At 30.4% G+C, this 12,150-nt stretch carries 14 protein-coding genes; 13 read left to right on the top strand and 1 reads right to left on the bottom strand.

Features of this window, described 5'->3' with window-relative positions; all coding sequences use genetic code 11:
• The first annotated feature begins 16 nt into the window (after positions 1 to 16).
• The 10 genes from rpsU to recO all read left to right on the top strand — a co-directional run bounded on the left by rpsU (position 17) and on the right by recO (position 6,892).
• The gene (gene rpsU, locus HMPREF2647_RS01575; protein WP_002449867.1) at positions 17 to 193 is read left to right on the top strand and encodes a 30S ribosomal protein S21; all 177 of its coding nucleotides are present in this window, start codon (positions 17 to 19) and stop codon (positions 191 to 193) included.
• A gap of 151 nt (positions 194 to 344) precedes the next feature.
• Positions 345 to 1,052 (top strand): NfeD family protein, encoded by a 708-nt coding sequence (locus HMPREF2647_RS01570; protein WP_049419722.1) that lies wholly within the window; start codon positions 345 to 347, stop codon positions 1,050 to 1,052.
• 14 nt (positions 1,053 to 1,066) lie between these two features.
• On the top strand, positions 1,067 to 2,053 hold the full coding sequence (gene floA / locus HMPREF2647_RS01565; RefSeq protein ID WP_017176214.1) for a flotillin-like protein FloA: 987 nt from the start codon (positions 1,067 to 1,069) through the stop codon (positions 2,051 to 2,053).
• 16 nt (positions 2,054 to 2,069) lie between these two features.
• Positions 2,070 to 2,765 carry a hypothetical protein gene (locus tag HMPREF2647_RS01560; protein WP_049414937.1) on the top strand — a complete coding sequence of 232 codons (696 nt, stop codon included), beginning with the start codon at positions 2,070 to 2,072 and terminating at the stop codon, positions 2,763 to 2,765.
• Between the two features lie 273 nt (positions 2,766 to 3,038).
• Positions 3,039 to 3,986 carry a PhoH family protein gene (locus HMPREF2647_RS01555; protein WP_049414935.1) on the top strand — a complete coding sequence of 316 codons (948 nt, stop codon included), beginning with the start codon at positions 3,039 to 3,041 and terminating at the stop codon, positions 3,984 to 3,986.
• On the top strand, positions 3,987 to 4,448 hold the full coding sequence (gene ybeY / locus HMPREF2647_RS01550) for an rRNA maturation RNase YbeY (protein ID WP_017176216.1): 462 nt from the start codon (positions 3,987 to 3,989) through the stop codon (positions 4,446 to 4,448).
• Positions 4,444 to 4,791: a diacylglycerol kinase family protein gene (locus HMPREF2647_RS01545; RefSeq protein WP_029376821.1), complete on the top strand. Its 348-nt coding sequence runs from the start codon at positions 4,444 to 4,446 to the stop codon at positions 4,789 to 4,791. Before ybeY ends, HMPREF2647_RS01545 begins: the two co-directional genes overlap by 5 nt.
• A 13-nt stretch (positions 4,792 to 4,804) precedes the next feature.
• Positions 4,805 to 5,209: a cytidine deaminase gene (gene cdd / locus HMPREF2647_RS01540; RefSeq protein ID WP_002455278.1), complete on the top strand. Its 405-nt coding sequence runs from the start codon at positions 4,805 to 4,807 to the stop codon at positions 5,207 to 5,209.
• On the top strand, positions 5,210 to 6,109 hold the full coding sequence (gene era, locus HMPREF2647_RS01535) for a GTPase Era (RefSeq protein WP_002449851.1): 900 nt from the start codon (positions 5,210 to 5,212) through the stop codon (positions 6,107 to 6,109).
• 33 nt (positions 6,110 to 6,142) lie between these two features.
• A complete protein-coding gene (gene recO / locus HMPREF2647_RS01530) occupies positions 6,143 to 6,892 on the top strand; it encodes a DNA repair protein RecO (RefSeq protein WP_049414932.1) in 750 nt (249 codons plus the stop codon).
• A gap of 72 nt (positions 6,893 to 6,964) precedes the next feature.
• On the opposite strand, the gene HMPREF2647_RS01525 is transcribed toward recO, so the two are convergent.
• Positions 6,965 to 8,356: a glycine--tRNA ligase gene (locus tag HMPREF2647_RS01525; protein ID WP_049414930.1), complete on the bottom strand. Its 1,392-nt coding sequence runs from the start codon at positions 8,354 to 8,356 to the stop codon at positions 6,965 to 6,967.
• A 330-nt stretch (positions 8,357 to 8,686) separates the two neighbouring features.
• On the opposite strand from HMPREF2647_RS01525, the gene HMPREF2647_RS01520 reads away from it, so the two are divergent.
• The 3 genes from HMPREF2647_RS01520 to dnaG all read left to right on the top strand — a co-directional run bounded on the left by HMPREF2647_RS01520 (position 8,687) and on the right by dnaG (position 12,005).
• Complete coding sequence (locus tag HMPREF2647_RS01520) at positions 8,687 to 9,310, top strand: transcriptional regulator CcpN (RefSeq protein WP_080983419.1); 624 nt, start codon at positions 8,687 to 8,689, stop codon at positions 9,308 to 9,310.
• A gap of 10 nt (positions 9,311 to 9,320) precedes the next feature.
• Positions 9,321 to 10,133 carry a pyruvate, water dikinase regulatory protein gene (locus HMPREF2647_RS01515; protein ID WP_049414926.1) on the top strand — a complete coding sequence of 271 codons (813 nt, stop codon included), beginning with the start codon at positions 9,321 to 9,323 and terminating at the stop codon, positions 10,131 to 10,133.
• Between the two features lie 63 nt (positions 10,134 to 10,196).
• Positions 10,197 to 12,005 (top strand): DNA primase, encoded by a 1,809-nt coding sequence (gene dnaG, locus HMPREF2647_RS01510; protein ID WP_049414923.1) that lies wholly within the window; start codon positions 10,197 to 10,199, stop codon positions 12,003 to 12,005.
• Positions 12,006 to 12,150 lie beyond the last annotated feature (145 nt).

The following is a 12,150-nucleotide window of genomic DNA, read 5'->3' as shown; positions in this document are numbered from 1 at the left end:
AGGGAGGGAAATACAGATGTCTAAAACAGTAGTACGTAAAAACGAATCACTAGAAGATGCATTACGTAGATTTAAACGTTCAGTATCTAAAAGTGGTACAATCCAAGAAGTACGTAAACGTGAATTTTACGAAAAACCAAGTGTAAGACGTAAGAAAAAATCAGAAGCTGCACGTAAACGTAAATTCAAATAATTAATAGCTCTGTTGACTCCCTCAACATGAATGTTAATTATATATATATTCTCTCAATTAGTTTAACTAATTGAGAGTTTTTTTATATCATTGTAATACTATAATATAGTATTTATTTCATGTATAATTTAATTGAGAGCGAGGTGAGATAATGATAAGTATAAATTTGATACATATCGAGAATACTTTTGCTTCATTGAATCATTCTTGGTTGAGTGATATGTCAAATATCATTGTTAATCCTATTGTTTTATTAATTCTTACATGTATTATCTTTTTAGGTTTTTTATATCAACTTTATTCTAAAAGGATAAATCTTTTAGGTATTTTAGCTTCTCTAGCATTGCTTATTCTATTTCTAGGATTTTTAATTAGTGGCGATGTCAATTTGATTTCAATTTTATTGTTTTTCATAGGTATCATCTTAGTAATAATAGAACTATTCATTGTTGGAGCAGTAATTGGAATTATAGGAATAGTGCTTATTATTGTTAGTATGATTATGTTAGGAGATAATATTTTAGTTATGCTCTTTAATGTTATTGTCGCTTTAATACTTTCTATTATAGAATGGGTGATTTTGGTGAAAGTGTTTAATCGTAAAATACCATTTTTTGATAAAGTGATATTGAATGATTCAACGAGTACAGAAGCTGGTTATAGATCTCATGATGATCGTTCTTACTTAGTGGGAAAAACTGCGTATACTACTACTGATTTAAGACCTGCTGGAATCATAACTTTAGATGACAAAAGAATTGATGCTGTTTCTGACGGTACATTTATCTTGAGAAATAAAAAAGTAAAAATTTTAGAGGTAGAAGGTAGTAGAGTAGTTGTAAGAGAAATAAAAATATAAAAGGAGTAAAGTCAATGTTAAATATTGGAATTATAATTATTGCGATTATTATAATAGTTGCTTTATTATTATTATTTTCATTTGTACCAGTCGGATTATGGATTTCCGCTATTGCTGCAGGTGTAAAAGTTAGTATTGCTACACTTGTAGGAATGCGACTTCGTAGAGTATCTCCTCGTAAAGTGATAGGTCCTCTTATTAAAGCTCATAAAGCAGGACTAAATTTAACAACAAATCAATTGGAATCTCATTATCTAGCTGGTGGTAATGTAGATAGAGTAGTGGATGCCAACATAGCAGCTCAACGTGCAGATATCAATTTACCTTTTGAAAGAGGTGCCGCAATAGACTTAGCAGGACGCGATGTCTTAGAAGCTGTTCAAATGTCTGTTAATCCCAAAGTAATCGAAACTCCCTTTATTGCCGGTGTTGCGATGAACGGTATCGAAGTTAAAGCTAAAGCTAGAATTACAGTAAGAGCTAATATTTCTAGACTTGTAGGTGGTTCTGGAGAAGAAACAATTATTGCACGAGTTGGTGAAGGTATTGTTTCCACAATTGGTTCTAGTGAACATCATACACAAGTACTAGAAAATCCTGATAATATTTCTAAAACAGTATTAAGTAAAGGATTGGATTCAGGAACAGCATTCGAAATTTTATCAATTGATATTGCAGATGTAGATATCGGTAAAAATATCGGCGCTGATTTACAAACGGAACAAGCACTCGCAGATAAAAATATTGCTCAAGCTAAAGCTGAGGAACGACGTGCTATGGCTGTTGCCTCTGAACAAGAAATGAAAGCACGTGTTCAAGAAATGCGTGCTAAGGTAGTAGAAGCTGAATCAGAAGTACCACTAGCAATGGCTGAAGCTTTACGTAAAGGTAATATTGGAGTAAAAGATTACTATAATTTAAAAAATGTAGAAGCAGATACAGGTATGAGAAACGCTATTAATAAACGTACCGAACAAAATGACGATGAATCACCAAATTAAATAGAGGGGTGATTAAATGAATATTGGAATTCTTATATTCGTTATTTCTGTGATTGTTACTGGTATTAGTGCAATGAGAGATAAAAGTCATGAACAACGAAAAAATCAAACGCCTCCACCAAAAAATACACAAAGACCTACGCAAAACACACCAAGAAAAAAAGGTATTTTTGAACAGATTGAAGAAGCTTTTAATGAGATGGCATCAGAATTTGATGAAGAAGAACAAAATAAAAAAACATCATCACCAAAACCATCTTCTACAAAAGAAACGGTTCACAGTGATAAAAATCTTAAAAAAGAAGTTAAGACTGAACATCATCGTGGAGAATTAAAACGGTTTGAAACTAAACAATCTCATACCGAAAAAGTGCCTTCTAAAGATAGTGATTCAACTTCACGAGAGAGAGCTCAAAGTGAAAAAGATATTAAAAAACAGTTAGAAGACTCGCTATCAAAAGAATTATTTAATGTGAGATCTGAAATTGACAAGGAAAAAGAAAAACAACTTTCTTTAATTGAAAAGAAAGCTAAAGAAATTATTAATGATAAGTACTTATCTGAAAAAACGAAACGTTATAAATTGAATCAATTACTCAATAGTAAATCTATTGAGAAAAATATGACACATCAAACGTTTCAATTTGACAATGATCCGATAGTTGATGGAATTATTTGGCAAGAAATATTAAATAAACCTAAAAAATTATAAGGGGTTATAAATAAAAGAATAAGACAACATTCATTGTTTCATTCTGACCTTTACAAGAGACTTTCTATGTGAAAGTCTCTTTATTTATGCTCCTAATATGTTAAGATGCGCCTAAAACACATATTGTTCTTGGTACTTTTTATTATGATATATTATCTTAGGTTAATTATTCATTCAAAACATTTAAATTTGTATACTTTATCATTGTTTAGTAAAATTTATATGAAAGATTAATTATTAATGAATATGTTTTATGTGAAAAGGAGCGCTTTTATGCCAGGAATAATTCAAATAGATAACATCAACCATTCTCAAGCTTTAATTGGTAATAATGATGAACACTTAAAATCGATTGAAGAAGCATTTGATGTTATCATACATGCTCGTGGGCAAGAAATTGCAGTAAAAGGTCAAGTATTAGAGCATGTTGAAAAAGCAGAATTAGTTCTTAAAAATTTATTAAAGGTAATTGAGTTAGGACATTCAATTACATTAAAAGATGTTGAGGCTGCCATAAAGATGGCTAAAAATGACACTATTCAATATCTATTGGATTTATATGATGAAGAGATTACTAAAGATGCCTTTGGTAAAACAATTCGTGCAAAAACAATGGGGCAACGTCTTTATATTAATGCTATGAAACGTAATGATTTAGTGTTTGGTATAGGTCCTGCTGGAACAGGTAAAACTTTCCTTGCAGTTGTTTATGCTGCAAAACAATTAAGAAAAGGAAATGTAAAAAGAATTGTTTTAACAAGACCAGCTGTAGAAGCTGGTGAATCATTAGGTTTCTTACCAGGAGACTTAAAAGAAAAAGTTGATCCATATTTAAGACCTCTTTATGATGGTTTAAATACTGTCCTAGGTAGAGAACAAACAGCACGTTTTATTGAACGAGGTACAATTGAAATTGCTCCCTTAGCGTATATGAGGGGTAGAACTCTAGATGATGCATTTGTCATTTTAGATGAAGCTCAAAATACAACACATGCACAAATGAAAATGTTTTTAACTCGTCTAGGATTTGGTTCAAAAATGGTTGTAACTGGAGACCAAACTCAAATTGACTTACCAAAAGGTGTTAAAAGTGGATTAAAAGAAGCTATTAAGAACCTTCGTGGTGTTAAAGGAATAAATATTATGGAACTAGATCAAAGTGATGTAGTACGACACCCATTAGTAAGTAAAATTATCGAACGTTATGAAGGAGACAATTAAATGTTTACGATTGATTTCAATGATCATACAAACTTAGTTAAAGATGAATGGTATCATCAAATCGAAGACTTAATTAACTTTGCTAAAGAAAAAGAAAACATTCATGAAGATGCTGAATTGTCAGTTACTTTTGTAGATAAAGATGAAATTCAAGAAATAAATAAAAATTATCGAGATAAAGATAGAGTGACTGATGTTATTTCTTTTGCACTTGAAGAAGATGAACCAGATATTATTGGTTTAGATATTCCTAGAGTGTTAGGAGACATTATTATTTGTACTGATGTAGCTAAGGAACAAGCTGAATCTTATAATCATTCATTTGAAAGAGAACTTGGTTTTTTAGCTTTACATGGTTTTTTACACTTATTAGGATATGATCATATGAATGAAGAAGATGAAAAAGAAATGTTTGGACGCCAAAAAGAAATTTTAAACGCATATGGATTGACTAGAGATTAAATTTTTAAAACGATTTAAATACACTTTTGATGGTTTAAAAACACTTCTTCAAAAAGATCACAATTATCTAATACACTTAATATTCGCATTCATAGCTATCATTTTAGGAATTATCGTAAGACTTTCAACTGTAGAATGGTTGTTTATTTTGTTAAGCATCACTTTGGTACTTACGCTTGAAGCTGTGAATACAGCTATAGAATGCGTCGTAGATTTAGTTACTTCTGACTATCACGAATTAGCTAAACAAGCTAAAGATATTGCCGCCTTTAGTGTTATGGTTGTTTCAATCTTTGCACTAATTATGGGTTTAATGATTTTTATACCTCACATCTTTTTTTAAAGGGGACAATACAATGAGTTATCAATCACATTATTTTCAAGAAGTTAGAAAAGCTCAACAACGTGCTTATGTACCGTATAGTCATTTTAAAGTAGGTGCATATTTAAAAACAAAAGACGGTCGCCATTTTTATGGAGCAAATGTTGAAAATGCAGCTTATCCAGCAACGATTTGCGCAGAACGATCTAGTTTAGTAGCTGCAATTTCAGAAGGCTATCGACCAGGAGATTTTGAATCAATAACAGTTACCGTTGACGCTGAACATCCGTCATCACCTTGTGGAACATGTCGTCAAGTATTAAAAGAACTCTGTGATGACGACATGCCTGTGTATATGACAAATCATAAAGGTGAGATGATTAAATCAACTGTAGCAGAACTATTACCTCACGGCTTTTCGGGAAAGGATTTAGAATAAATGACAGAACACAAATCAGGATTTGTATCTATTATAGGGAGACCGAATGTGGGAAAATCCACGTTTATGAATAGAGTCATTGGACATAAAATTGCAATTATGTCAGATAAAGCTCAAACAACAAGAAATAAAATTCAGGGAGTAATGACAAGAGAAGATGCTCAAATCATTTTCTTAGATACACCAGGTATTCATAAACCTAAGCATAAATTAGGAGATTATATGATGCGTGTAGCTAAAAATACACTATCAGAAATTGATGCTATTATGTTTATGGTAAATGTAAATGAAGATATTGGTCGTGGTGACGAATATATAATGGAAATGCTAAAAAATGTTAAAACACCAGTATTTCTAGTGTTAAATAAAATTGATTTAGTTCATCCAGATGCACTTATGCCTAAGATTGAAAAATATAAAACCTATATGGATTTTACTGAAATTGTGCCCATTTCGGCACTTGAAGGATTGAATGTCGATCACTTTATCGATGTACTTAAAGATTATTTACCTGAAGGTCCAAAATATTACCCTGATGATCAAATATCGGATCATCCAGAACAATTTGTAGTAGGCGAGATTATTAGAGAAAAAATCTTACATCTAACAAGTGAAGAAATCCCCCATGCAATAGGGGTAAATGTAGATAGAATGATTAAGGAAAGTGAAGAGAGAGTAAGAATTGAAGCAACTATTTTTGTTGAACGTGATTCTCAAAAAGGAATTGTTATAGGTAAAGGTGGGAAAAAACTTAAAGAAGTTGGTAAAAGAGCTCGACGTGATATTGAAATGCTTCTCGGATCAAAAGTTTACCTCGAATTATGGGTAAAAGTTCAGAAAGATTGGAGAAATAAAGTAAATTTTATTCGTCAAATGGGATATGTTGAAGATCAAGATTAACGTTTAAATTAATAGGAAAGCCGGTGAGATGCATTGTTAGAAAAACAAAAAGGAATTATCATAAAATCAGTAGATTATGGTGAATCCGATAAAATTATTACAATATTAAACGAGCATGGTGCTAAAATTCCTATTATGGTAAGACGTGCTAAGAAATCTAAAACCGGCTTGCAAGCTCATACACAACTCTTTGTGTATGGCTTATTTATTTATAATAAATGGAAAGGTATGGGAACGCTCAGTTCTATTGATGTCATAAACCAATATTATCAATTACGATTAGATATTTTTGATAGTAGTTATGCGACTTTATGCGTCGAAGCAATAGATCGATCATTAGAACCAGATGAAGTTTCTTTATATCATTATAAGTTATTAGAATTTGTACTCAATAAAATTTCAGAAGGTAATTCTGCTCAATTAATGTCGATTATCGTATTATTGAAATGTATGAATAAATTTGGTTTTGGCGCATTTTTCGATTATTGTGCAATTACTGGTGATACTGATCAATCTAAGCTTATTGCTTACAGTTTTAAATATGATGGAACAATCTCAGAAACTGTATTAAATAATGATCCTTATGCATTAAAGCTATCCAATAAAACATTTTATTTATTGGATATTTTACAAAAGTTGCCAATTGATAAAATGAATCATTTTAATATTAACCAAGCTTTATTAGATGAAATGTCAGAATTAATGATAATGCTGTATAGAGAATATGCTGGCATGTACTTTAAAGGTCAAAAATTAATTAATCAACTTAAGCGATTAGAATAATATAAAATGTTTAAATTAATTAAAAGAACCCACTTATTACTCATAGCAAGTAATAAGTGGGTTCTTGTTATATTAAAACTTAACTTTTTCAGCTAAGAATGTTTCTAATTCTGAGATTGGCATACGAACTTGTTCCATAGAATCTCTATCACGTACTGTAACTTGATTATCTTCTAATGAATCAAAATCAAATGTAATACAGTAAGGAGTACCGATCTCATCTTGACGACGATAACGCTTACCAATTGATTGTGATTCATCAAAATCAACAGAAAACTTAGCACTTAATTGTTCAAAGATTTTAATTGCTTCTTCAGATAATTTTTTACTTAATGGTAAAACAGCAGCTTTATATGGCGCTAAAGCAGGGTGGAAATGCATTACTGTACGAGCATCTTTACTACCTTCAACGCCTTCTTCATCATAAGCATCGCATAAGAAAGCTAATGTAACACGATCTGCCCCTAAAGAAGGTTCAATACAATATGGAATATATTTCTCATTTGTTTCTGGATCATGATATCTGAAATCTTCACCAGAATGTTCACTGTGCTTTTTCAAGTCAAAATCAGTACGGCTTGCAATACCCCATAATTCGCCCCAACCAAATGGGAATTTATATTCAATATCTGTAGTCGCATTAGAATAGTGAGATAATTCTTCTTCATCATGATCACGTAATCTCATATTTTCTTCATTGATGTTTAAATCTTTTAACCATTGACTTGCAAATGTTTTCCAGTAATTTTGCCATTCAATTTCTTCACCAGGTTTACAGAAGAATTCTAATTCCATTTGTTCAAATTCTCTTGTTCTAAAAATAAAGTTACCAGGCGTGATTTCATTACGGAATGATTTACCGATTTGACCAATACCAAATGGTAATTTTTTACGCATTGAACGTTGAACATTTTTATAGTTTACGAAAATACCTTGAGCAGTTTCTGGACGTAAAAATAGTTCATTAGTAGAATCCTCAGTAACACCTTGGAATGTTTTAAACATTAAGTTAAATTGACGAATATCTGTCCAATTAGCAGTACCACTTACAGGACACACAATGCCTTCATCATCGATAATACGTTTCATTTCCTCAAAACTTAAGCCATCAGCAATGAAATTTTCGTCACCTTTTTCATTTTGCATATAGTCTTCGATTAATTTATCTGCACGATAGCGAATTTTACTATCTTTATTATCAATCATTGGGTCGTTAAAATTACCTAAATGACCAGATGCTTCCCAAGTTTTTGGATTCATTAAAATGGCAGCATCAATCCCAACATTGTATGGTGATTGAGTAATGAATTTTTGCCACCATGCTTTTTTAATATTATTTTTTAATTCAACACCTAATGGACCATAATCCCATGTATTAGATAAACCACCGTAAATATCACTACCTGGGAATACAAATCCTCTATGCTTAGCTAGTGATACAATAGTATCCATATCTTTAACCATATTATCTCTCCTTTTAAAATAAAAACGTCCCAAGACAATAAATAAATATAAAACAATACTTATTATTATCTTGGGACGAGTTAATAATTCATCTATATAAATATATAGTGTTAACAAAATAACCCGCGGTTCCACCCAAATTAGTGTAGACACTCGCTTTTATGTAATGATATTGATAAGCCAATTTTTGAAATGTTAAGCTTCCACCGACCTTAACTCGCTTAATCATATTTTAATTCATAGAAAATTTAATAGCAAGGATTTATATGTATTTGTAGGTATATATATAAATAGGTATAATAAAAATGAAATTAAAAGGGGTGAAGACCTATAGAATTAAGTAAAAGACAAGAACAAATAATTGAAATAGTTAAAGATGGTGGCCCGATAACAGGTGAGCATATAGCAGATAAACTTAATTTAACTCGTGCTACTTTACGTCCTGATTTAGCTATTTTAACTATGTCTGGTTTTATCGAAGCTAGACCACGTGTGGGTTATTATTATTCAGGTAAATCTAAGAATAAATTAGTCAGTGATCATTTACGTCAATATATAATAAAAGATCATATGTCTCTACCTGTTATCGTTAAAGAAAATATGACAATCTATGATGCTATATGTACTATATTTTTAGAAGATACAGGAACATTATTTATTACTAATCAAAAAGATGAATTGATTGGTGTGAGCTCGCGAAAAGATTTGTTACGTGCCTCTATGATTGGTCAAGATATTCATACCATGCCTATAAGTGTCATCATGTCACGTATGCCTAATATTGTTTATTTAGAAGAAGAAGACCTCGTCATATATGCAGCAAGTCAAATGATAGATAAGGAAATTGATTCAATTCCCGTTGTTAGAAAAAAAGAAAATAGTAAATATAAAGTTGTAGGTAGAATATCTAAAACAACAATAACAAAGTTATTTGTTTCATTATTTAAAGAATAGGTGATAAACAATGGAAAATATAAAGATAATCATTGCATCTGATTCAATAGGAGATACAGCTGAGTTGGTTGCTAGTGCTTGCGTCTCTCAATTTAATCCTAAAGCTTGTAAACATGGTTTTTTGAGATATCCTTATATAGAAACCTTTAAGGATATAGATGAAGTTATACAGGTCGCTATAGATAAAAATGCAATTATTGTATATACGTTAGTAGAACCAGAAATCAAAGCATATATGAAGAAAAAAGTAGACGCTTTCTCCTTAAAAGCTGTTGATATAATGGGTCCTCTAATGACACTACTTAATCAAACGCACGATGAGGAGCCGTATAATCAGCCGGGCAGAGTTCATAAATTAGACGATGCCTATTTCAAAAAAATAGATGCAATTGAATTTGCGGTAAAATATGATGATGGTAAAGATGCGAAAGGATTACCTAAGGCAGATATTGTTTTAATTGGCATTTCAAGAACTTCTAAGACACCTCTATCTCAGTATTTAGCGCACAAAAGCTATAAAGTAATGAACATTCCTCTAGTTCCAGAGGTAACGCCACCAGACGAATTGTTTAAAATTAATCCAAATAAATGTATAGCATTAAAGATTAGTGAAGATAAACTTAATTTAATAAGAAAACAACGACTTAAACAATTAGGATTAGGTGAACATGCTAGATATGCGACTGAAGATAGAATTAAAGAAGAACTTCAATATTTTGAAAAAATTGTCGAAAAAATAGGATGTCCTGTTATTGATGTATCTGATAAGGCTATTGAAGAAACAGCAAATGATGTTATACAAATCATTGAAAGTAAAGCATAAATATTTAAAAACCTTCTATAAAAGTGTATAATACTATGACTACTATTTAATAGGTGATATATATTGCGTATAGAACAGTCTGTAATCAACGAAATAAAGGAAAAAACAGATATTTTAGATTTAGTAAGTGAATATGTGAAATTAGAAAAAAGAGGACGCAATTACATTGGTTTGTGTCCTTTTCATGATGAAAAAACACCTTCGTTTACAGTTTCTGAAGATAAACAAATATGCCATTGCTTTGGTTGTAAAAAAGGTGGAAATGTTTTTCAATTTATTCAAGACATTAAGGACATTTCATTCGTAGAAGCAGTACAAGAACTTGGAGAACGCGTTAATATAAAAGTAGATATTGGTCATTCTAATCCATCTACAACGCAAATAGCATCTGAAGACTTAAAAATGATTGAAATGCATGAATTAATTAATGAATATTATATGTATGCATTAATGAAATCAGTAGAAGGTGAAGAAGCTTTAAATTATCTCGTAAATCGTGGTTTCACCGAAGAATTAATAAAATCTCGTGGAATTGGGTATGCCCCTAATAACGCTCACTTTTGTCATGACTTTTTACAACAAAAAGGATATGACATAGAACTAGCTTATGAAGCTGGTTTGTTATCACGTAACGAAGAAAATTTTAGTTACTACGATCGTTTTAGAGATCGCATTATGTTTCCTTTAAAAAACGCTCAAGGAAGAATTGTCGGTTTTTCTGGTAGAACTTATAACAATCAAGAACCTAAGTATTTAAATAGTCCTGAGACACCGATTTTTCAAAAGAGACGATTACTTTATAATCTTGATAGCGCAAGAAAGTCAATTAGAAAAAATGATGAAGTAATGTTGTTAGAAGGATTCATGGATGTAATTAAAGCTGATTACGCTGGATTAAAAACAGTAGTAGCGAGTATGGGTACAGCATTATCAGAAGATCACATTACAGTTTTAAAAAAATTAACTTCTAATATAACTTTAATGTTTGATGGAGACTTTGCTGGTCAAGAGGCCATTTTAAAAACTGGAGAACATTTACTTAAACATGGATTGAATGTATTTGTAGTACAATTACCAAAAAACATGGATCCCGATGAATATATAGTTAAATTCGGTAAAGAAAAATTTATAGAATTTATAAATAATGAGAAGAAATCGTTTATTATTTACAAAGTTCAATTCTATCGAGATGAAATTGAAAATAATGATTTAGCTTATGAGCGTCACTTTAAAGAGATTACTGAAGATCTTTCATTTGTCAGATCTTCAATATTAAAAAATAAAATTGTGAATGACGTGGCTGACATTTTCAATATTGATGCCAATACTATTATGTCCAATGTACATCAGCAACCTGAATTTATCTCATATGAAGAAGATTATATTGGAAATACCAATGATAACTCGAATTTAAATTCTCAAAATTTAAACATTGTTTTTACACATTTAAACAAAAGTGAAAAAGCACAAAGAGCTTTATTAAAACATTTTATGATGGATAAAGATGTATTTCTAAATTATAATCGACAACTTGAAGCAAATGATTTTACGAATAAATATTTCCAAAGTATTTTTAAAGCGCTAACCGATTATTATTCTGAAAATGATTATTATTCGATTAGTGATTTAATATTATACATTGAAGATAAAGATATTAGAGAAGCAATCATACAACTTGATGATTATGAATTAAATCGAGAACCTTATGATTTAGAAATTGAAGAATATATCTCAACTTTAAATGAAAACAAATATGAAGATTCTATTGAAGAACTTAATCATAAATTAAAAGAAGCACTTAGAATTGGTGACGTAGAATCTCAAAAGTATTATTTACAAATGATAGTTAATAAAAACAAGCAACGCATGTAAATGAATATTTAAATTAAAGGAATATAAACAAATATTAAACTTTTAATATAGTATTTATATTTAATAACCATTACTGTATAATGGTTATTATGCTTTTTTAAAGGGTAGACAAATAATAAGTTAAATATTTATGAAATAAGGATAT

This window comes from Staphylococcus sp. HMSC035D11 (genome assembly GCF_001836075.1).
Classification (GTDB): Bacteria; Bacillota; Bacilli; order Staphylococcales; family Staphylococcaceae; genus Staphylococcus; species Staphylococcus hominis.
The sequence above is the reverse complement of the archived record's forward strand: the minus strand, read 5'-3'. Positions and strand labels throughout refer to the sequence as shown.

Bases quoted from the DNA above. Each gene is read 5' to 3' on its own strand.
- HMPREF2647_RS01555 (WP_049414935.1), top strand. From the start codon at position 3,039: ATGCCAGGAATAATTCAAATAGATAACATCAACCATTCTCAAGCTTTA.
- ybeY (WP_017176216.1), top strand. From the start codon at position 3,987: ATGTTTACGATTGATTTCAATGATCATACAAACTTAGTTAAAGATGAA.
- era (WP_002449851.1), top strand. From the start codon at position 5,210: ATGACAGAACACAAATCAGGATTTGTATCTATTATAGGGAGACCGAAT.
- HMPREF2647_RS01515 (WP_049414926.1), top strand. From the start codon at position 9,321: ATGGAAAATATAAAGATAATCATTGCATCTGATTCAATAGGAGATACA.
- HMPREF2647_RS01560 (WP_049414937.1), top strand. From the start codon at position 2,070: ATGAATATTGGAATTCTTATATTCGTTATTTCTGTGATTGTTACTGGT.
- HMPREF2647_RS01570 (WP_049419722.1), top strand. From the start codon at position 345: ATGATAAGTATAAATTTGATACATATCGAGAATACTTTTGCTTCATTG.
- HMPREF2647_RS01525 (WP_049414930.1), bottom strand. From the start codon at position 8,356: ATGGTTAAAGATATGGATACTATTGTATCACTAGCTAAGCATAGAGGA.
- rpsU (WP_002449867.1), top strand. From the start codon at position 17: ATGTCTAAAACAGTAGTACGTAAAAACGAATCACTAGAAGATGCATTA.
- cdd (WP_002455278.1), top strand. From the start codon at position 4,805: ATGAGTTATCAATCACATTATTTTCAAGAAGTTAGAAAAGCTCAACAA.
- floA (WP_017176214.1), top strand. From the start codon at position 1,067: ATGTTAAATATTGGAATTATAATTATTGCGATTATTATAATAGTTGCT.